We start from the raw sequence: 20,688 nt of genomic DNA on the forward strand, positions 1-20,688 counted from the left end.
TCGTGCAATCCTTCACAAGTGGAGGAGGAGTAGCACACGCCGTCGATTCCCGTCAACGTATTTTTCCGGAACGACTGTTCTTTTCCACGTCTTTCACACTGTCCATAAATACCGGTCTTCCAGGTGGTTAGACCCCAAATGAGGCCTGTATGTGAAAAATATCCCGCTTTTTGCCGACGCCCGGCAAAAAAGCGGGTGGATGCCGACATCCACCCGCTGTGTTTTCCGTTTTCCACGCCCGGAGCCTACTTCGGGTCGCCCACGTCCACCACCTTGACCATGAACTCCTTGACCCCCTCGGGCGGCGCGAAGAACACGGCCATGAACGGCGTGGACGCGCCGGGCCGGATGAAGGTGTTGTTGGACAGAATGCCCACGTCCGAGGCCAGGCCGTCGGTGATTTCCTTCTCGGTCTGGACCTGGAGCTGGAACTGGGAGAGCACGTTGCCGCACAGGAAGGACTGGGAGGTCAGGACGTTGTTGGCCGCGTCGTAGAGGATGACCTCGACCTTGATCCGCTCCTTGGGCTGGGAGAACTTGTTGACCGCCTTGCCCTCGACCACGAACAGGTTGCCGACCTTCTCGTTGGCCACGTAGTACTGCTTGACGTTCTTGAGCTCGATCTTGCGCACCCGTTCGGCCGGGGACTCGCCCGGAGCGGCCTCTTCGCCGCCGGGCTTCTCCGTGAACATCTGGCCCACGAAGGGCACGTTCTTGAGCATGGCGCCCAGGTCCACGCCCGCCAGGGTCCAGACCCGGAAATAGATGGCCGCGCCGATGCCCAGCGCCAGGACGAGCAGGACGATCAGGCAGCCCAGGGACTTGCGGCTGCCGGGCTCGGGGGTCTCGTCCAGCTCCAGGCTACCGCCCAGGCCGTCCTCGACCGCGTCCTCCTCGGACTCGCTCTCCTCATCCTCCGCGAACAGCGCCCTGGAGTCGTCGGGCTCGGCCTCGTCCGTGTCCTCGAACAAATCGCCGTCGTCCTCCTCGCCCTCGTCGGCGAAGAGATCGTCGGATTCGCCCTCCTCGGCGCCCTCGTCGGCGAAGAGATCGTCGGACTCGCCCTCTTCCCCGCCCATGTCGGCGAAGAGGTCGTCCTCCTCGGGTTTCCCGGCCTCGGGTTCGGGCTCCTCGTCGTCGAACAGGTCGTCCGTGTCGGGCATGTCCTCCACGACCTCGTCGGCCCGGTCGGACGCCGGGGGTTCGGGCACGTCCTCGATCGCCGATTCGGCCGCGGCTTCGGCCGCCGTCTCGGCGGCACCGGCCGCGCCCGCGGCCACGTCGTCGAAGGTCTTGTCAAAGGCCTGGCCCGCGTCGCCGCCTTCGTCCTCGATCAGGGCCTCGAACTCCTCTTCGGGAGACGGCGGGGGCAGTTCGACCTTGAACACGTGCGCGCACTTGGAGCACTTGACCTTGGCCCCGCCCGCGGGAATCTTCTCATCGGGCAGATTGTAGCTGGTCTCGCAATTCGGGCAGGTGACGATCATAACACGATCTCCAGAAAATCCGGTTAGTTGGCTCTAAGACTCGTTGGACAGCTCGTAGATGCCGTCCAGCTCCCTGTACCGCTCGTCATAGTCCAGGCCATAGCCGACAATGAACCCGTCGTTCAGTTTGAAACCGGCGAAATCGACGGTCACGGCTTTTTCCCGTCGCTCATGCTTATCAATAAGCGCACAAATTTTCAAACTCTTCGGGTTCCGCCGCCTGAGCACGTGGAGCAGGAAGTCCATGGAGTGGCCGGTGTCCACGATATCCTCGATGACCAGCACGTCCTTGCCCTCGATGGCGATCTCCAGATCCTTGGAAAAGACGATGTCCTCGGACCGGGAGGTGGCCGAGCCGTAGCTGGCCAACCTCACGAAATCGATCTCGATCTCGCGGTCGATGCGCCGGATGATGTCGGCGAAGAAGAGGAACGCGCCCTTGAGGACGCAGATGCAGACGAGGGAGCTCTCGCCCTGGTAGGACCGGGATATCTCGCGTCCCAGCTCCGCGTTGCGTTCGGCGATCTGTGCGGCGGTGATGAACGGGGTCAGTTTGTGTGCCATTGCGCTTTGTGTGGGGTTACAGGTTGATGATCATGGCCACTTCGTTGCACAGGTCCGGGAACCTCGGGCAGTTGAGGCAGTCCAGGAAGATCTTCTGGTTCAGGTTGTCCATCTCCTCCTGCACGAAGCCGACCTTGGCGAAGAAGCCGGGCACCTCGGTCAGGGTGTAGACCTTGTAGATGCCCAGGGTAACGGCCTCGGACAGGCAGGTCTCGACCAGCTTGCGCCCGAGGTTTTTGCCCCGGTGGGAGGACTTGACCACCAGGGAGCGGATCTCGGCCAGGTTGTCCCAGATGATGTTCAGGGCGCAGCAGCCGATGACCGTGCCGTCGTCGTCCAGGGCGATGACGAAGTCGCGCAGGTGCGAGTAGAGCTGGCTGAAGGACCGGGGCAGGACCAGGCCGTCGTGCTCGTCCGTGCGCATGAGCAGGCCGTGGATGGCCTTGACGTCGCCGATGCGTGCTTTGCGAATCATGGCCGCCTACTGGTTGAGCTTGTCGGCCATGGCGCCGAGCATGGAGCCGGGGAAGACGCCAGCCTGGGCGAAGATCTGTTTGCCGGTCTTGTCGAAGATGACCAGGGTGGGGATGGCCTCCACCCGGAACTTGCGCGCCACGGCCTGGTCGCCCCAGTACACGGGCACGTCCATGGGGTGTTTGTCCATGTAGCGCGTGAGCGCGTCCCGGTTCTCGTCCACGGACAGGGCCACGATGTTGATCTTGTCGCCCTTGGTCTTCCGCAATTCCTCCAGCTCCGGAATCTGCTGCTTGCAGGACGGACACCAGGAGGCCCAGAAGAAGAGCATGGTCGGCCTGCCCGCGTTGGTCTCAAGGTATTGGTCGAGTTCGGTCACCCCCATGAAGGGGAAGGACCCGGAAGAGGGGGCGGCGGCCGTCTCGTGGGCCGGGGCCATGGCCGCGCCGCCGGTCTTGGCGTCGTTGCCGGATTCACCGGAGCAGGCGGTCAGGGCCAGCAGTCCCAGGGACAGGGCGGTGATGAGCCACAGTTTTTTCATGAAGCACCTCGGGAGTGAATTTAGGACACTCTATCAGAGTTGGATGCCAAATTGAAGCGAGAGGCCTCCTCTCAAAACACTTGCATGGCCGCAGGTCAAGAAACTTTCGCGAGGCGCGGGCTCCCGGCGTCCCGGCCCCTCCCGGCTAGGAGGCGGCGGCCCTGTGCCGCTTCCCGGCCTTGAGGTTCAGGAACTCCACGAACAGGGAGAAGGCCATGGCGAAGTAGATGTACCCCCGGTCGATGTGCCGGTGCATGCCCTCGGCCATGAGAAAGATGCCCACCAGCAGGAGGAAGGAAAAGGCCAGCATCTGCACCGTTGGGTGGGCCGACACGAAGGCGGAGACCGGCCCGGCGAACAGGAGCATGACCCCCACGGCCGCGACGATGGCCGCGATCATGACCGTCAGATGCTGGGCCATGCCCACGGCGGTGATGACCGAATCGAGCGAAAAGACCATGTCCAGGAGGACGATCTGGACGATGGCCCCGGCGTAGGAGTGCACGGCCCTGGCCGCGCCCTCGCCGGGCGGCGGGCCCTCGAGCTTGTCGTGGATCTCGTGGGTGGCCTTGGCCAGGAGGAACAGGCCGCCGCTCAGGAGGACCACGTCCCGGCCCGAGACCACGTGGCCGAACAGGGTGAACAGCGGTGCGGTCAGCCCCATGATGGCCGAGATGGCCAGGAGCAGGGCTATGCGGGTGACCATGGCCAGGCCGATGCCCAGCCGCCGCGCCGTGGCCCGCGATGCCTCGGGCAGCTTGTTGGTGACCACCACCACGAAGACGATGTTGTCGATGCCGAGCACGATCTCGAGCCCGGCCAGGGTGATCAGGGCGATGAGGTTTTCCAGGGTCCACAGTCCTTCGAACATGACGCTCCCTTGGTCTGGGTTTTCGATGGGGACACTATGAAGAAAGCCCGGCGCTAAATCAATCGGCCGGTGCGGCCACGGCCGCGTACAGCCCCACCCAGCCGCCCATGAAGGTGCGCTCCAGGCGGGCGGTCAGCCCTGCGCGGGCCAGGAGCGGGAGCGCGCCGCCGTTCGCCATGTACTCGCGGAAGCGGGCATGGTGGCCGCGCCCGGCCAACCGCTCGATGAGGCGGATGGCCCGGCCCGTGAATCGGGATTGGCCCTGCCCGGACGGGATGTAGTCGGCCACGAGCACGGTCCCGCCGGGGTGGACCAGGCGGCGCGCCTCGGCCAGGATGCCGAGGGCCTTGTCCCGGGGCTTTTCGTGCAGGGCGAAGCTGACGGCGGCGGCGTCGAAGGCGTGGTCCGGCAGGGGCAGGGATGCGGCGTCGCCCAGGATGTAGGTCGCGCCGGGACGCTTGCGGCGGGCCACGGCGAGCATGTGCGGGGAGAGGTCCGCGCCGGTCACGGACAGCCCCAGGGCCAGGGCCTGCCCGGTCAGCAGGCCGGTGCCGCAGCACAGGTCCAGGACGGCGTTGCCGGACCGGGCCAGGGCCTCGGCCATGGCCCGGTGCACCGGGCGCAGGGGCGGGCCCACCAGCGGGTCGTACAGGGCGGCGATGCGGCCGTATTCGTCCATGGGGCTCAGTTCCGGTCCAGGGAGAGGATGTGCCGGATGCGCTCCTCGGGCAGGCCGTTGCGGTGGTAGATGGCCGCCAGCTCGCCGGACCGGGCCATCTCGCGCATGCGCCGGTCGAAGATGTCCCGCAGGCGGAACCCCTCGGCCGTGGGCGCGAAGACCGGGACCAAATCCATGCTCATGAACCGGGCGAAGCCGAATTCGGTCAGGGGCAGGCCGGTCTTGCGCACGGCGTCCTTGAGCAGGGTCTCCTCGCCGACGACGTAGCGGACGTGCCCCCGGTCGAGCATGTGGATGGCCGAGGTCCGGTCGTAGGTGGGCTGGGGCCGGATCTTGACCGGCAGAATCTGCTGGAAGTCGTAGCCGTAAAGGTGGGCGACCTTCTGGCCCGCCAGGTCGTGGAGCCCGGAAAAGCCCCTGGCCAGGACGTAGGCCACGGTCAGGTCGCAGGCGGCGATGACCGATCGGGCCTGGCCCTCCGCGTCCGACGCGCCCTTGGCGGTCAGGGTGCACTGGATGCGCCCCTCGGCCAGCTCGTCGCGGGCGCGGCGGTAGGGGATGTCCCTGTGGATCAGGTCGTACCCGGCCGAGGCCAGGGCGGCCCGGAGCACCTCGGTGACGAACCCGGTGTTGTCGTTGCGCACCGCGTCCCCGGACTCGGGCATGCCGAACACGCAGGCGGGCACGGGCGACCAGTCGTCCTCGGGGGCGATGGGCGCGTCGGTCGCGGCCAGGGCCATGTGCGCGGCCAGGAGCAGGGCGACCAGACCGCCGGAGAGTGTTCGCAGGAGTGCCATGATCGGGGATGCTATCATTCCCCCGGAATCAAGTCACCTGTCTTGCCCGGTGTCGGATTGAAGCACCGGCCGTGGCCATTGGACGTCCGAACGGTGGCCATGCTAGGTTGCGGGACCAAAGGGGGAAGGCATGAAATTCACCGGGGTCAATCTGCTCGACGAATTGGCGCGGCCCGAGCTGGCCGATCTGCGGGCGGTCTTTCGCAAGCGGTCCGTGAACAAGGGCGAGGTCGTGTTCCGGCCCGACGGACCCGAGGACCTTGTCTTCGTGGTGGGCAAGGGCAGGGTGCGGGTCTACCTGGCTTACGAGGACAAGGAATTCACCCTGGCCATCCTCAATCCCGGCGACCCCTATTCCACCCACTCGGGGTGCTACATCCAGGCCCTGGAGGACGCCGAACTGCTGCTCACGGACGTGCGCTCGGTCAAGCGGTGCCTGACCGAGATCCCGCTGTTCACCCGGACCATGGTCCGCGTCCTCGGCCACATCCTGCGCAACTCGTTCTCCATCATCGGCGGGCTGGCCTTCAAGGACATCTACAACCGGCTCATGGACTACATCCTGCACGAGGCGCGCACCTCGGGCACCCCCGAGAACGGCGGGCGGCTGGTCGAACTGAACCTGACCATCGAGCAGCTGTCCCAACTCATGGGAGCCACCCGCCAGACCGTGTCCACCCTGCTCAACGACATGGAGCGCGCGGGCCTGATGTTCAAGCGCGGACGCGGCGTCTATTTCATCCCCGACCTCGACGCCCTGGAGCGGGCGGCCGGGAGCGCCGACTGATTATTCGAAGCTGGTTCTGATCCGGTCGAACACCTGGGAGCTGACGATGAAGTTGTGGCCGCTCGCGGGGAACCGGCCCTTCCAGAACCGGGCGTAGACGTTGACCCTGCCGAGGACTTCCCGGGTCTTCTTCTCCGAGAGGCCGAGGGCCTCGGCCAGCTGGGACGCGGTGAAACGGAAGGGTTCCTTGCCTTCGCCGTATCCTTCGCGAATGTACTTCAGAGCCGCCTTGAGGTCATTGTATTTCGCCATGTCTCTCTCTCCGGTTCGATGTGCAATGCCGATATTCGTTCGCTGGTGTCTCTGCCGATGGAATTACGCCCAGCCTATGACACTTGGAACAATGTGTCACCATGGAAGTCGGCATTTTTTCCCGGATTGTCCCTCCCGGTCGGCGGCATGAGCCTTGAGGTTCCCCTCCTTGGGTGAACGATTTGTCATGTATTCACGCTTCCAGGGCTGAAACTGAGCCAATTTCCGTCAATTTTACAAAAAATCACATTCGGAACCCCAATATTCGTTGGTTTTTTTCGGCAAACCCGATTTTTTTGCCCGTTTTGTCGGCCAGCCGACATACGGGATCGTCCCGGTCCGGTAGGCTGAAGGCCACTATCGTCACCACCAAACGTACGGCCGGGGGGTTGCTTCGATCGGACCCGGCGAAAAGGGATAGGAGGTACATCGTGGCCAAGGAACCGAGACCTGTCGAGGAACTGACCATTTGGGACGACGCGAAGGCCATGCTCAGGAAGGCCCGCGCCGAAGGCATCCAGACCGTGCACGACCGGCTGGACCGGCAGACCCCGCACTGCAAATTCTGCGAACTGGGGACCACCTGCCGCAACTGCACCATGGGCCCGTGCCGGGTCAGCGAGAAGAACCCGCTGGGCGTATGCGGGGCCGACGCCGACGTCATCGTGGCCCGCAACTTCGGCCGGTTCGTGACCGGCGGCGCGGCCGGACACTCCGACCACGGCCGAGACCTGATCGAGGTCCTGGAGGCCATCGTCGAGGGCGAGACCAAGGATTACCGGATCACCGACGAGAACAAGCTGCGTGCCATCGCCGCTGAGATCGGCATCGAGACCGACGGCCGCCCGGTCATGGACGTGGCCCGCGACGTCATGGAGTGCTTTTTCGCGGACTTCGGCTCGCGCAGGAAGGAGGTCTCCTTCCTGGCCCGAGTGCCGCAGGTGCGCAAGGACAAGTGGGCCGGGCTCAAGATGACCCCGCGCGGCGTGGACCGCGAGATCGCCGAGATGATGCACCGCACCCACATGGGCTGTGACAACGACGCGCCCAACACCCTGATCCACGCGGCCCGCACGGCCCTGGCCGACGGCTGGGGCGGCTCCATGATCGGCACCGAACTGTCCGACGTCATCTTCGGCGTGCCCACGCCCAAGATGTCCACGGCCAACCTGGGCGTCATCAAGGCCGACAAGGTCAACCTCCTGGTCCACGGGCACAACCCCGTGGTCTCCGAGATGATCCTGGCCGCCGCCCGCGAACCCGAACTGCTGGCCAGGGCCAGGGAGCTCGGCGCAACCGGCATCAACGTGGCCGGACTGTGCTGCACCGGCAACGAACTGCTCATGCGTCAGGGCATCCCCATGGCGGGCAACCACCTGATGACCGAACTGGCCATCATCACCGGCGCGGTCGAGGCCATCGTGGTGGACTACCAGTGCATCATGCCCTCGCTGGTCCAGATCTCCGGCTGCTACCACACCAAGTTCATCGACACCGCCAACAAGGCGCGCTTCACCGGCGCGATCCACTTCGACTTCCAGCCCCGGACGGCCATGAAGCAGGCCCGCGAGATCGTGTCCATCGCGGTCGAGGCCTTCGCCCGGCGCGATCCGGGCCGGGTGGACATCCCCGGCGAGCCCGTCGAGATCATGACCGGCTTCTCCAACGAGGCGGTCACGGCCGCCCTCGGCGGCTCCCTCGACCCGCTGGTCCAGGCCATCGCCTCGGGCGACATCCGGGGCGCGGTCGGCATCGTGGGCTGCAACAACCCCAAGATCAAGCAGGACTCCATGAACGTGAAGCTCGCCGAAGAGCTGATCAAGAAGGACATCCTGGTGCTCGTCACGGGCTGCGTGACCACGGCCGCGGGCAAGGCCGGGCTGCTCGTGCCCGACGCCATCGAAAAGGCGGGGCCGGGCCTGAAAAAGGTCTGCGGCGCGCTGGGCATCCCGCCGGTCCTGCACTACGGCTCCTGCGTGGACAACGCCCGCATCCTCCAGCTCTGCGCGGCCCTGGCCAACGCCCTGAACGTGGACATCTCGGACCTGCCCGTGGGCGCGTCCTCGCCCGAATGGTACTCGGAAAAGGCCGCCGCCATCGGCCTCTACGCCGTGGCCTCGGGCATCTACACCCACCTGGGCCACCCGCCGAACATCCTCGGTTCGGAAACGGTCACCAACCTGGCCGTGTCCGGGCTCGAAGACCTGGTCGGCGCGACCTTCTTCATCGAAGGCGACATGGTCAAGGCCGCCGACATGTTCGACGAACGCATCAAGACCAAGCGCAAGGCCCTGGGCCTGGGCGAGTAGGGAATGCCTCCGGCGGCCAGAGGGGAAACTTTTGAAAAAGTTTTCCCTCCGGACTCCCCTTCAAAACTTTGTGTCGCGCCTTCGGCGTGTGCGGCGGGTTGAAGGAGGGGAGCGCCGGGGTTTCCGAACGTGTCTATCTTTGTCGGTACGTCAGGATACTTTGCCGCTTCAGTACACCCCTCGCGAAGCGACACAAAAAGTTTGGAAAGGAGGGGGGATGGGGGTCCGGGGGAAGGGGAGAGGGAAACTTTTCCAAAAGTTTCCCTCTCCCCTTCCCCCGGCCGCCGGAGGCATCTCATGAAAATAGCGTTTGCGGGCAAGGGTGGGGTGGGCAAGACCTCGTTGTGTGCGTGGGTGGCGGACTGGCTGGCCCGTAGCGGCAGGAACGTCTGGCTGGTGGATGCGGACACGGCGTTGTCGCTGGGCCAGGCCTCGGGGCTGGGCGCGGACGCGCTGCCCGAGCCGCTGGTCCGGCGCGGGGACCTGGTGCGCGAGCGCATCCACGAGGGCGGTTTTCTGAATCTCAATCCCGAGGTGGGCGACCTGCCCGAGGAGCTGGCCGTGGACGTGCCCCTGGGCGGCGAGCCGTTGCCGGGCGTGACGGCCGGACGCAAGCGGCTGATCGTCATGGGCGCGGTGACCAATGCGGGCGGCGGGTGCGCCTGCGACGCCAACGCGTTGTTGAAGGCGCTGCTGGCGCATATCGTCATGGACCGCGACGAGTGGGTCCTGGTGGACCTGGAGGCGGGCGTGGAGCATCTGGGGCGCGGCACCGCGGCCCACGTGGACGGGCTGGTGGTGGTCTCGGAGCCGAGCATGCGTTCGCTCATGACCGGGGCCGAGGTCGGGCGCATGGCCGCGGACCTGGGGCTGGAGAACCAGGTGCTGGTCCTGAACCGGCACGCGGGCGGGGAGCCGCCCCGGCTGGACGGCCTGCCCGAATGGCGGCTGTCCGTGCCGCCTTTCGAGGGGCTGGCCGGACGCCAGATGACGGACGCATCCGTGCTCGGGCTGCCCGAGAGCGGACTCCTGGACGGGCTGGTGCGCACCCTGCTGGACCGGCTTGCCGGCCGCGTGAACAGGAGTAACGAGCAAGCCATACTGTAATCCCGGCGTCTTCCCTGATATTTATAATTGCATATATTCGCCCCACGGCACATTTTCGGGCTCATGGGTAGAGGAATGGCATGTAATGACCTGTGTTCGGGAGGTGTCCGATGGGATGGAAGGATTGTAAACTCTGCTACAAATTCGGCTTCGGCTTCGGCTCGGTGCTGCTGTTGCTGCTGGTGCTGGGCGGCTGGTCGCTGTTCGGCATCAGCGGCATCGTGGACAACGCGCGCGAGGTGATAACCGGCAACAAGCTGCGCGGCAATTTCACGCAAAAGGTGGTGGACCACCTGAAGTGGTCGGAGAAGGTCAACGAGCTGCTGGCCGATTCCCACGTGCACGAGCTGCACGTGCAGACCGACCCGCACCAGTGCGCCTTCGGCAAGTGGTTCTACAGCGACGCCCGGACCGAGGCGGAAAAGCTGGTGCCGGGGCTGAAGCCGCTCATGGCAGAGATCGAGGGGTTCCACAACAAACTGCACGAATCCGCGGTGGAGATCGCCAAGCTGTACGCCCCGGCGGACGTGGAGCTCGGGGCGTTCCTGCGGGACAAGAAGCTCGACCACCTGCGCTGGATGGGCCGGGTCAAGGACGCGCTCATCGATCCGCAGGCCACGGGCACGGGGGTGCAGACCGACCCGCACCAGTGCGCCTTCGGCAAGTGGCTGTATTCCGACGACACGGTCCGGCGCATGAAGGAGGACCCGGCCTTCGGGGCGCTGGTCCAGAAGATTTTCGAGCCGCACCGCTCCCTGCACGAGTCCGCCGCCGAGATCGACAAGGAGCTGGCCTCGGACAACCGGGCCGGCGCCCGTGAGTGGTACCGGGACATCACCGGGCCGCTGGGCGAGGAGACCCTGGCGGCCATCGACGGGGTGCTCGGCCTGAACGACGCCCGGATCGAGGGCTACGAGGCGGCCAAGGCAGTCTATACCGGGACCACGGTTCCGGCCCTGAATAAGGTCCAGGAACTGCTCAACAAGAGCATGGACCTCATCGCCGCGAACATCATGACCGACCAGGAGATGCTGACCAAGGCGGCCTCCACCCGCATGGGCGTGATGGTCTTCGGCCTCGTGTCCGTCCTGGTGGGCGTGCTCCTGGCCTGGATCATCGCCAGGGGCATCGTGGTCCCGCTGCGCAAGGGCATGGACTTCGCGAAGACCGTGTCCACCGGCGACCTGACCGCCACGGTGGACCTGGACCAGAAGGACGAGGTGGGCCAGCTGGCCGATGCCCTGAGCGGCATGGCGGACCAGCTGAACCGGGTGGTGGCCGACGTCAACTCGGCCACGGACAGCGTGTCGTCGGGCAGCGAGGAGCTGTCGGCCTCGGCCCAGTCCCTGTCCCAGTCCGTGGTGGAGCAGTCCTCGTCCATCGAGCAGATTTCCGCGTCCATGGAGGAGATGAGCGCCGGGGTGCGGGCCAATGCCCGCTCGGCCCAGGAGACCGAGACCATCGCCTCCAAGGCCGCCGAGGGGGCCCGCGAGAGCGGGGTGGCCGTGGAAGAGGCCCTGGACGCGCTCAAATCCATCGCCGAGCGGATCACCATCATCCAGGAGATCGCCCGGCAGACCAACCTGCTGGCGCTCAACGCGGCCATCGAGGCGGCCCGCGCCGGGGAACACGGCAAGGGGTTCGCTGTGGTGGCCGCCGAGGTGCGCAAGCTGGCCGAGCGCAGCGGCAAGGCGGCCGAGGAGATCGGCGGCCTGTCCACGGCCTCCATGGGCGTGGCCGACCGGGCGGGGCGCATGCTCGACGAACTGGTCCCGCAGATCGGGCGCACGGCCGAACTGGTCCGGGAGATCGCCGCCAGCTCCCTGGAACAGGACAAGGGCGTGACCGAGATCGGCGCGGCCATCACCCAGCTGGACGATGTGGTCCAGGGCAATGCCTCGGCCTCCGAGGAGATGGCCTCCACGGCCGAGGAGCTGTCGGCCCAGGCCCAGATGCTGGCCGACGCCATGACCTTCTTCAAGGTCGCGTCCGGCGGCGGCAGGACCACGGTGTCCGTGCGCCGCGCCGCGCGCGGCTCCCTCCCGGCCGCTGGCCCCGGACAGGGCCGGTCCGTGGCCGGCGGCGTGGACCTGAACATGGAGCCGGGCGGAGAGTTCGACAGGCTGTAGGCCCGCCCCGCCGGGGAACCCGGAGGGACCGCGCGGTCCCTCCGGGCCGGACCGGGCTATCTGCCGGTCCCCCGGAAGAACAACCGCTGCATCTCGATGGTCCACAACCCCCCGGGCAGGCGGCAGCGGTCGGCGAAGACGTCGAAGGCCCGCCGGGTCTTCCCGGACATGGCGGACATGACCGGGATGTCGCGGGGCGGCCTGCCCGGCTGCTCCACCGGGACCATGCGGATGGGCACCGCGAAGAAATGGCCGATGATCTGCGCGTCCATGGGGGAGGTCCTGGACCCGCTGTCCGAATGGCCGCCCGCGTCGCCGCCTCCGTCGCAGGACAGGCCCGGCGCGGCGGAAAACAGGACCGCGATGAACAACGCCAAACCGGGACCGATCCCCGTCCATCCCCGAGGCGTGCTGCCGAGGGTCATCTCCATCCATCTCCTGTCGCTTGGGACACGCATTGCCTCACTGTTCATCACGGCTCGGGAGAGTGGAAGGTGACAGGGGGAAACAGGCGTGAATCGACCGCTTCGCCGCGAAAAAGGGCGGAGGGCCCCGGGAGTGTTCGGGGTCCCTCCGCCCGGAGGGGAAGGGGGATGGCCCCCCTTCGCCGGGGGGGCGTGTCTAGTTACCGAAGGCCGCGATCTGGTAGACCCCGATGGTGCGGGGCTTGGCACGGCCCGGTTCGGCCTTGAAGGAGACCTTGGCGTAGAGCTTTCTGCTGCCGTTGGGGGCCAGGTTGCCGACCAGCACGGCCACGGGCCAGCGTCCCTCCAGGAGGGAGGACCCGGACCCGACGCTGTGGCCGCCCGAACCCGTGGCCTTGGCCGAGACCGCGATGGTCAGCTCCGCGCCGGGACCGACCCGGTCGCGGCCCAGGGCGACGATGGCGTAGTCCCCCGGTCCGGCCTCGGTCAGCTGGGACAGGGTCAGCCCCTTCCGGGACAGGACGCGGACCAGCTGCGCATAGGTCATGGGTCCCTTGGGCAGGTCCCCGGCCCGGAGCACGGTGACGTCCACGCGCGGATCGGCGCAGTAGATCGGCTCCATGCGCAGGGAGGTCAGCCGGAGGGCCGCCCCGTCCGGCGCGTATTCGGCCCGGTAGAGATAGCCAGTCCGGCGGCCCAGGGGATCGGTCAGCTCGACCTCGCCCATGGACAGGCCGGGCGCGCCGCCTCGCGGGGGTCTAGCCGCGTAGAGTTTGGCTTCGGTGAACTCGAAGCCCTGGAGGCCGAGGTCCGGTTCGGACAGCCCGGCGGCCCCTGGGTCGAAGCGCACCTGGCCGTAGGCGCCCAGCGCCGGAGTGGCGCCCTGCACGGCCACGGCCGTGGCGATGGCCGCGTCGGTTTCGGGCATGGCCGCGTAGGTCGGCGCCATGGGCTCCATGGAGAGTCCGGAACGGGGCATTGAGGAGACGCAGCCGCCCAGCAGCAGGGCGACGGCGATCACGGTCAGCAGTCTCAGAATCTTGTTCATGTGCTTTTCTCCCTTGTTCCCGACACCCTACGGGGTCATGTTGGCCAGGGTCCTGGCCCTGTATTCCCGGAGCAGGTTGGCCGTCCGCTCGGTTCCCTCGACTTCGGCCACGGGCCCGCCCGGAGACGGGACGTGGCGGCTGACGATGCCGCCGATGGGATATATCTTGCCGTGGAAGGGCGACCGTTCGCCCGGTCCGTAGTAGACGGCGAAGACCTCGTCCGGCGCGGCGTTCAGGGCCAGGGTCGCGTCGATGGCGGCCACGTGCCAGTCGCCGCGCGACCAGGATTGGCCCATTTGCCCGTTGTGGGTCACGGTCCAGGCCGGGTTGCCCCGGAGCCGGTGCATGCAGAAGACCAGGACGTGATAGTCCCCGGCGGGCGAGGGCTGCGCGCCCCGGGCCACGGGTTCGCCGTGCTCCCGGGCGTAGGCCAGGAGGTCGGCCGTGGGCATGGCCTTCATCTTCTTCAGGGTGATCCCGTCCGCCGGGACGAAGTACCCTTCCGGGACGGGCCTGACGGGTTCGCAGGTCTTGATGCCGACCTTGCGCACCCGGTAGTTGTGGTTGCCCAGGTCCTCGTAGTCGATGGTATAGAGGTAGACGGCCTTGCGGCCCAGCGGATCGGCGTAGGACAGGGACCCGGTCATGCGCGAGCCGTCGTCGGTCCGGACGGCCGCCCCGGTCATGCGGGCCTTGTTGGCGGTCAGGAACCCGCTGGGCTTGATCGGGCCGGCGAAACGCACCGAGGCGTTGGTGAACCGGTATTCCTCGCCCGAGAAGCTCTTGCCCAGGGCCTCGGAGATGAGCACGGTCCTGACGAGCTGCTCGTCGCCCGCGCCGTCGGCCGAGGCCGGGACGGCCGGGAGAAGGACCAGACAGAGCAGCAGGAGCGCTCCGGCCGGAAGGAGACTTGCCGCGTTGTGACGCAGAGCGCCGCTATTCCTTTCTTTCACTGTCGTCCTCCTGCATGGCGTCCTTGACTTCCTCGTAGGCCGCATCCACGCCGCCCTGGATCAGGGCCCCGGCCACGGGGCCGAGTTCGCCGGGTATCATGGACCCGACCACCGTGCCCCCCACGCCTGTGGCCACGCCCCGCGTGCCGCCGGTGACGTAGTTGTATCCCACGCTGGCGATGTGCCCGGCGATGACCCCGGGCGTGCCGTAGGTCGCCAGGCCCATGGTGCCCACGTTCACCGCCACGTCCTGGGTGAACTGCCCCATGACCTCCTCGCCGCGCTGCTGGGCCACCTCCTGGCGGATCGTCTGGATCTGGCCGACGAGCTCGTCGCGCATCTCCTGGTATTCCTCCTCGGGGATCAGGCTCTGGAAGTCGTCCAGGTGATGGATTTGGGTCCGGATGTCGATGTATTGCTCCTGGAGCTCCATGGTCGGGAATTCGTGGACGAAGGCCGCGATGTTTTGGGGAGAGCGGTCCGCCAGCTGCTCCAGGATGTGCTGCTGGCGTATGTCCTGGGCCTCCCGCTCGGCGGCGATCTCCTGTTCGGTCATGGTCTGGGAGGCGGCGGCCTCCTCCTGGCGCATGATCTCCATGCCCTCCTCGTCGTACAGGTCCATGAACTGTTCGTGGGCGGCCTGTTCCTCCAGGGCCTCCTGTTCGGCCGCCGCCTGCTCCGCATCCACCTCGGCCCAGTCGCTGGAGATGGTCACCCCCGAGAGCGTGCCCTCGGTCAGGGCGCCCTCGAAGGACGCCGGGGTGTAGCCCGTGGGCGGAGTCGAGGATTCGCTGGCGCCGCCGCCCGTCAGACCCTTGACGTCGCCCCCGCCGCCGTAGCCGGAAGCGGTCCGGGCCGGGAGCAGGAGCAGGAGCGACAGGGCCAGGACCGGGGCCCATTGCCGCAGGTGTCCGTTCAAGCCGTCGTCTTTCATCGAAAACCTCCCTTGATGGTGTGCGCGGCACTCCGCCGCACCCTGAAACTAACCACAGGGGGCGGAGCGGAACAAGGGTGAAATTGGGGTGATTTGACGATGATTACTGGATATTTTGGCTGTCGGGGGTCAATTGGGCAGCCGGGTGGGCGGGAACTGCTGCTGGAGCTCGGCCCGGTCGCGTAGGCCGAGCTTGGCGAAGATCCTGCGGTTGTGGGTCTTCACCGTGTTGATGGAGATGTGCAGGCTGTCGCAGATGTCCTTGTTGGCGCAGCCGTCGCGCAGGAGCAGGAAGACGTCCATCTCGCGGGGGGAGAGCTTCTCGCGGATCATGCCCAGCCGCAGCTCCTCGGCCGAGGGTCCCTGGTCCTCCTCCAGGAATTGCTGGTTGACCAGGATGGGGGCCAGCCGCCTGTTGACCGCGCCGATGAGGACCATGTTCGCCAGGATGGCGATGAGCCCCCACTGGGCCATGTCGAAGGGGAGCATGCCGCCCGAGGCCAGCAGGTTGGTCAGCTGGCCGCCGGTCAGGGAGCCGAGGATGGTGGCCGCCAGGATGGACCCCACCAGGGTGGCCGGGTTCTTCACCGAGTCGAGGTCCGTGGTGAAGATGGACCACCAGAAGTAGTCGAACAGTCCGGCCGCGAAGAGCATGCCGGTGATGACCGCCAGGAAGGAGGGCACGGACTGGTCCAGGTTGGTCAGCAGGATGAGGGACAGGCCCCACAGGGCCAGCCCGGCGTACAGGGTCTGGAGGCGCTTGAAGCCGGGGAAGGCGGCGCAGACCAGGACCGCGGCCACGTAGGGCGCGTTGGTGTACAGGCTGGACAGGACCAGGTGCCGGGCGAACAGGGGGTAGACCGCCTGGAACATGAAGCCCGCGTTCATGGTGATCAGGAAGATGGACAGGTACAGGACCAGGAAGTGGCGCAGGACGTAGCCCGGCGCGTCCAGCTCGGGCGGGCAGGCCGTGCGTGCGGGCACGCGCAGGCGGGAAAGGAGCAGGCAGTATCCGGCCAGGGCCGAGATCGCCAGGGCGAACCCCCAGTGCGGGGCGACCAGGGCGGTCAGGGCGTGGGCCGGGGTCAGGACCAGGCAGGCCAGGGTCATGGCCAGGGGCGCGATGAGGGGCCGGCCCGGCCTGGGCACCGCGCTCTTGAGCAGGTGGCCCCAGGCCGCCATGGACGCCCCGGCCAGCAGGGAGAGCAGGGGGAAGAGCCCGTACAGGTACGGGCCGGGCAGGACCGGCAGCAGCAGGGTCCCGGCGAAGCAGGCGGCCGCCGCGCCCAAAAGGAGCCTGCGGCACGCCTCGGGCGAGGCCACGGCCACGGGGATGGCCGCCAGGAGCCCCACGGCGAGCAGGAGCAGGTTGGCCGCGTCGATGACCCCGCCGTCCACGCCCTTGCCCAGGGCCAGGGAATAGAGCAGCGGCCCCTCGTAGAGCAGGGAGACCACCCAGCCCACGAGCAGCCCGAAGGCGAGCACGGCCGTCAGACCGTTGGCGTCCAGTTTGTTCCGGCAGCAGGCCATGAGCCCCTGTAGCACACTAAGCGCCCGCAGCCAAACCCCCGCACGTCGCGCAATCGCCATCCGGTTATCATTGTCTCGGACGCGGCAATTGGGTACAACCGATGGGAATAAAAAGACCGACCGCGCCGAGCGGCGGCCAGGGAGACCACGGGAGCCGCGTGCGCACGACGTCCACATCCATCTTCTTCAAACTGACCATGGCCACCGTCGTCCTGGTCGGGCTCTATCTGGCCAGCCTGAAGAACTACCTGCTCTTCCACACCATGGTCGAGATGTTCTCCATCGTGGTGGCCTTCGGCATCTTCACCATCGGCTGGAACTCGCGCCAGGTGATCAAGAGCAACTACCTGCTCTTCCTGGCCATCGCCTACCTGTTCGTGGCCTTCCTCGACCTCCTGCACACCCTGTCCTACAAGGGCATGGGCATCTTCACGGACTACGACTACTACGCCAACCAGGTGTGGATCGCCACGCGCTACATGGAGAGCCTCTCCCTGCTGGCCGCGTTCTGGTTCCTGAGGGAGAGCCGGACCGTGAACGCGGTCCGGGTGTTCTCGGCCTATTTCGCGTTCACGGCCGTGATCGTGGCCGCAATCTTCTGGTGGAAGGTCTTCCCGGTCTGCTTTGTGGACGGGGTCGGCCTGACCCCGTTCAAGAAGATCAGCGAATACGTCATCTGCCTGATCCTCGCGGCGGCGGGCTGGCTGCTCTTCCGCACGCGCGACCGGTTCGACCCGGTGGTCTTCCGCTGGCTGGTCTGGTCCCTGGGGTGCACCATCCTCTCGGAGCTGGCCTTCACCGTGTACATCAGCAACTACGGTTTCTCGAACCTGGTGGGCCACTACTTCAAGCTCTTCTCCTTCTATTTCATCTACCGTGCCCTGGTGGCCACGGGCATCACCGCGCCCCACGCGGTCCTGTTCCGGGCCCTGCAGGATTCCGAGACCAAGTTCCGGGGGCTGGTGGAGAGCTCGCGGGACCTCATCTGGGAGGTGGACGAGGAGCTGCGCTACACCTACGTCAGCCCGCGGGCCCGGGCCATCCTCGGCTACGCGCCGGAGGACATGCTCGGCAGGCGGCCCTTCGACTTCATGCCCGAGGACCAGGCCGCCGGCGCGGGCGAGGCCTTCCGCCGGGCCGCCGAGAGCGCGGCCCCGCTTCTGCGCGAGAGCGTCTTCCTGGACGGCCGGGGGCGGGAGGTGGTCATGGAGACGCGCGGCGTGCCCATTCCGGCCCCGGACGGCCGGACCGGGGGCTACCGGGGCGTGGACCGGGACGTGACCGCGCGCAAGCGGCACGAGCTTGAGCTCAGACAGCTCCAGCGGGCCGTGGAGAGTAGCCCCATCGGTATCGTCGTGACCTCCGCCGGGGGGGCCGTCGAGTACGCCAACACGGCCTTCTACCAGGGCCGGGGGATCATCGGGGTGGACGCCCTGGGCCGCGACATCGGTCTGTTCCTGGGCGACGACCCGGACGGCCCCGCCGTGCGCGAGGCCCGCGAGGCCCTCGGCCAGGGGCGGGTCTGGCAGGGGGACGTGTCCCGGCGCACCGGCAGGGGGGACCGGCTGTGGGAGCACGTCACCGTCGCGCCCGTGACCGACCGGCGGGGCGCGCTGGTCAACCACGTGGCCACCTTCGAGGACATCACCGACCGCAAGGACCTGGAAAAACTCAAGGAGGACGTGGAGCAGATCATGCGTCACGACCTCAAGAGCCCGCTCAACGGGATCATCGGCATCCCACAGCTGCTCCTGGAGGGCGGCAACCTGACCGAGCAACAGGAGATGCTGGTCCGGCTCGTCGAGAGCACGGGATACCGCATCCTGCGCATGGTCGATCACTCCCTGGATCTGTTCAAGATGGAGACCGGGGTCTACGAATACGTCCCGGCCGAGGTGGACGTGGCCAAGGTGATGCGCACGGTGCTCAACGACCACGCCGGGCTCGCCCGGGCCAGGGGCGTGACCCTGGACATGTCCACGGAGCGGGCCGAGGACGGGCCGGAGTGCCGCATCCGTTCGGACAAGGACCTGCTCTACCACATGCTCTCCAACCTCATCGCCAACGCCGTGGACGCCTCGCCCGACGGCGGGACCGTGTCCGTGCGCCTGGAGGGGGTCCCCTGCCGGGTCATCCGCATCCGCAACCGGGGGGCCGTCCCGGCGGCGATCCGGGGCCGGTTCTTCGAGAAGTACAAGACCTGGGGCAAGAAGCACGGCACCGGCCTGGGCACCTACTCCTCCAAGCTCATGGCCGACGTCATGGGCTACGGCCTGCACCTCGACACCTCGGACGAGGCCGACAAGACGACCATCTCCATCCTCCTGCCCGAGGCCTGATCCCCCGCCCGCCGCCGCGCGGTTTTTCCGCACGGGCCGTGACAGAACCCGGCCGCGTGCTTATCCTGGAAGACGGGACCGTTCGCGGCCCGGCTTTCGGACCCCGCCCCACCATGCGACGACAACCCTCTTGCCAGGAGTGGAGGCAATCATGGCCAATGCATTCGACACGTTCACGCTCAAGGACATCACCCTGAAAAACCGCATCGTGGTGCCGCCCATGTGCCAGTACCAGGCCGTGGACGGCATGCCCAACCAGTGGCACGAGGTCCACTATCCGTCCCTGGCCCGGGGCGGGGCGGGCCTGGTCATCGTCGAGGCCACGGCGGTCTCGCCCGAGGGGCGCATCACCCCGGCCTGCCTGGGCCTGTGGAACGACGCCCAGGCCGAGGCCCTGGCCGGGATCGCGGCGTCCATCAGGCGGTCCGGGGCCGTGCCCGGCATCCAGATCGGCCACGCGGGCCGCAAGGCGAGCGCCCACGTGCCGTGGCAGGGCGACGACCACATGGCCGAGGACGACCCCGAGGCCTGGGAGACCATCTCTCCGTCGGCCATTCCCTTCGGGGCCAACCTGCCGCGCGTGCCCAGGGCGATGACTCCGGCGGACATACGGCGCGTCCAGGCGGACTTCGTCGCGGCCGCGCGCCGCGCCCTGGGTGCCGGGTTCGAGTGGCTGGAGCTGCACTTCGCCCACGGCTACCTGGGACAAAGCTTCCTGTCCGTGCACGCCAACAAGCGCACCGACGAGTACGGCGGCGACCTGGCCGGGCGCGGCCGGTTCCTGCGCGAGACCGTGGCCGCCGTGCGCGAGGTCTGGCCCGAGCGGCTGCCCCTGACCGCGCGCCTGGGGGTCATCGAATTCGACGGCCGCGACGAGGCGACCCTGGCGGACGCGGTCAGCCTGACCCGCGACTTCCGCTCCCTGGGGCTGGACCTGCTCGACGTCAGCCTGGGCTTTTCCACCCCGGACGCGAACATACCCTGGGGCCCGGCCCTGCTGGCGCCCTATGCCCAACGCATCCGCAACGAGGCGGGCATCCCGGTGTCCTCGGCCTGGAACATCGACACCCCGGAGCTGGTCCGCGACGTCCTGGCCCGCGAGCAGATGGACCTGGTCATGCTCGGCCACCGGCACCTGGTCAACCCCCACTATCCCTACGAGCTGGCCAGGGCCCTGGGCGTCGAAAACCCGGCCCGGACGACCCTCCCCCCGTCCTATGCCCACTGGCTGGACCGTTACCGGGCCAGCGACGAGCGGTAGACGGTTCGCACGCGACCACGCGGGACAACGCCCCGGAAGCCTCGGCCTCCGGGGCGTTTTTGCGTCGCGGCCGCCGGGGCGGGGATAGCATGTTACCGTTGCGTTAAAATAATAGCTGAAGACATTTTGTCCGGGTACTGTCGGGACAAATGGCTTCGGTGAGGGGAACTGGCCTGGAAGGGATCAGTGTACATGAAGTT

19 protein-coding genes are annotated in these 20,688 nt (G+C 67.2%); 6 read left to right on the top strand and 13 right to left on the bottom strand.

The annotated features are described in order from the left end of the window. Positions 1-245: 245 nt before the first annotated feature. The 7 genes from DND132_RS12630 to DND132_RS12660 all read right to left on the bottom strand — a co-directional run bounded on the left by DND132_RS12630 (position 246) and on the right by DND132_RS12660 (position 5,413). Positions 246-1,487, bottom strand: coding sequence for a DUF3426 domain-containing protein (locus DND132_RS12630; RefSeq protein ID WP_014323140.1), 1,242 nt, complete (start codon positions 1,485-1,487; stop codon positions 246-248). 33 nt (positions 1,488-1,520) lie between these two features. Beyond that, positions 1,521-2,051 carry a hypoxanthine phosphoribosyltransferase gene (hpt, locus tag DND132_RS12635; RefSeq protein ID WP_014323141.1) on the bottom strand — a complete coding sequence of 177 codons (531 nt, stop codon included), beginning with the start codon at positions 2,049-2,051 and terminating at the stop codon, positions 1,521-1,523. A gap of 16 nt (positions 2,052-2,067) precedes the next feature. Beyond that, the gene (locus tag DND132_RS12640; RefSeq protein WP_014323142.1) at positions 2,068-2,526 is read right to left on the bottom strand and encodes an N-acetyltransferase; all 459 of its coding nucleotides are present in this window, start codon (positions 2,524-2,526) and stop codon (positions 2,068-2,070) included. 6 nt (positions 2,527-2,532) lie between these two features. Further along, the gene (locus tag DND132_RS12645; RefSeq protein WP_014323143.1) at positions 2,533-3,066 is read right to left on the bottom strand and encodes a TlpA family protein disulfide reductase; all 534 of its coding nucleotides are present in this window, start codon (positions 3,064-3,066) and stop codon (positions 2,533-2,535) included. Positions 3,067-3,211: 145 nt separating this feature from the next. Further along, positions 3,212-3,937, bottom strand: coding sequence for a TerC family protein (locus DND132_RS12650; protein ID WP_014323144.1), 726 nt, complete (start codon positions 3,935-3,937; stop codon positions 3,212-3,214). 58 nt (positions 3,938-3,995) lie between these two features. Next, complete coding sequence (locus DND132_RS12655; protein WP_014323145.1) at positions 3,996-4,616, bottom strand: class I SAM-dependent methyltransferase; 621 nt, start codon at positions 4,614-4,616, stop codon at positions 3,996-3,998. A gap of 5 nt (positions 4,617-4,621) precedes the next feature. Then, positions 4,622-5,413 (bottom strand): substrate-binding periplasmic protein, encoded by a 792-nt coding sequence (locus tag DND132_RS12660; protein WP_014323146.1) that lies wholly within the window; start codon positions 5,411-5,413, stop codon positions 4,622-4,624. Positions 5,414-5,543: 130 nt separating this feature from the next. Between DND132_RS12660 and DND132_RS12665 the strand changes: the two genes are divergently transcribed. Then, positions 5,544-6,200 (top strand): Crp/Fnr family transcriptional regulator, encoded by a 657-nt coding sequence (locus tag DND132_RS12665; RefSeq protein WP_014323147.1) that lies wholly within the window; start codon positions 5,544-5,546, stop codon positions 6,198-6,200. Here DND132_RS12665 and DND132_RS12670 read toward each other — a convergent pair whose 3' ends face one another. Then, positions 6,201-6,452, bottom strand: a complete 252-nt coding sequence (locus DND132_RS12670) for a glycosyl transferase (protein WP_014323148.1) — start codon at positions 6,450-6,452, stop codon at positions 6,201-6,203. A 431-nt stretch (positions 6,453-6,883) separates the two neighbouring features. On the opposite strand from DND132_RS12670, the gene cooS reads away from it, so the two are divergent. From cooS to DND132_RS12685, 3 genes are all read left to right on the top strand, one after another. Beyond that, on the top strand, positions 6,884-8,761 hold the full coding sequence (gene cooS / locus DND132_RS12675) for an anaerobic carbon-monoxide dehydrogenase catalytic subunit (RefSeq protein ID WP_014323149.1): 1,878 nt from the start codon (positions 6,884-6,886) through the stop codon (positions 8,759-8,761). A 297-nt stretch (positions 8,762-9,058) separates the two neighbouring features. Continuing rightward, on the top strand, positions 9,059-9,868 hold the full coding sequence (locus DND132_RS12680; protein WP_014323150.1) for an ATP-binding protein: 810 nt from the start codon (positions 9,059-9,061) through the stop codon (positions 9,866-9,868). Positions 9,869-9,978: 110 nt separating this feature from the next. After that, positions 9,979-11,997 (top strand): methyl-accepting chemotaxis protein, encoded by a 2,019-nt coding sequence (locus DND132_RS12685; protein WP_014323151.1) that lies wholly within the window; start codon positions 9,979-9,981, stop codon positions 11,995-11,997. Positions 11,998-12,053: 56 nt separating this feature from the next. On the opposite strand, the gene DND132_RS12690 is transcribed toward DND132_RS12685, so the two are convergent. The 5 genes from DND132_RS12690 to DND132_RS12710 all read right to left on the bottom strand — a co-directional run bounded on the left by DND132_RS12690 (position 12,054) and on the right by DND132_RS12710 (position 16,903). After that, positions 12,054-12,374 (bottom strand): hypothetical protein, encoded by a 321-nt coding sequence (locus DND132_RS12690; RefSeq protein WP_148266995.1) that lies wholly within the window; start codon positions 12,372-12,374, stop codon positions 12,054-12,056. 244 nt (positions 12,375-12,618) lie between these two features. Continuing rightward, positions 12,619-13,470 carry a hypothetical protein gene (locus tag DND132_RS12695; RefSeq protein WP_014323153.1) on the bottom strand — a complete coding sequence of 284 codons (852 nt, stop codon included), beginning with the start codon at positions 13,468-13,470 and terminating at the stop codon, positions 12,619-12,621. Positions 13,471-13,497: 27 nt separating this feature from the next. Then, entirely contained in the window at positions 13,498-14,424 is a 927-nt protein-coding gene (locus DND132_RS12700) for a hypothetical protein (protein WP_014323154.1), read from the bottom strand. Further along, positions 14,408-15,358 carry a hypothetical protein gene (locus DND132_RS12705; protein ID WP_014323155.1) on the bottom strand — a complete coding sequence of 317 codons (951 nt, stop codon included), beginning with the start codon at positions 15,356-15,358 and terminating at the stop codon, positions 14,408-14,410. The genes DND132_RS12700 and DND132_RS12705 overlap by 17 nt, the downstream gene beginning before the upstream one ends. Before the next feature lie 129 nt (positions 15,359-15,487). Further along, the gene (locus tag DND132_RS12710; protein WP_148266996.1) at positions 15,488-16,903 is read right to left on the bottom strand and encodes a LuxR C-terminal-related transcriptional regulator; all 1,416 of its coding nucleotides are present in this window, start codon (positions 16,901-16,903) and stop codon (positions 15,488-15,490) included. A 143-nt stretch (positions 16,904-17,046) separates the two neighbouring features. Here DND132_RS12710 and DND132_RS17765 point away from each other — a divergent pair, with 143 nt between their 5' ends. Both DND132_RS17765 and DND132_RS12725 read left to right on the top strand, forming a co-directional pair. Continuing rightward, the gene (locus DND132_RS17765; RefSeq protein ID WP_050813982.1) at positions 17,047-19,227 is read left to right on the top strand and encodes a sensor histidine kinase; all 2,181 of its coding nucleotides are present in this window, start codon (positions 17,047-17,049) and stop codon (positions 19,225-19,227) included. Between the two features lie 151 nt (positions 19,228-19,378). Then, positions 19,379-20,488, top strand: a complete 1,110-nt coding sequence (locus DND132_RS12725) for an NADH:flavin oxidoreductase/NADH oxidase (protein ID WP_014323158.1) — start codon at positions 19,379-19,381, stop codon at positions 20,486-20,488. Positions 20,489-20,688: the final 200 nt, after the last annotated feature.

The organism is Pseudodesulfovibrio mercurii (assembly GCF_000189295.2).
Lineage (GTDB): Bacteria > Desulfobacterota > Desulfovibrionia > Desulfovibrionales > Desulfovibrionaceae > Pseudodesulfovibrio > Pseudodesulfovibrio mercurii.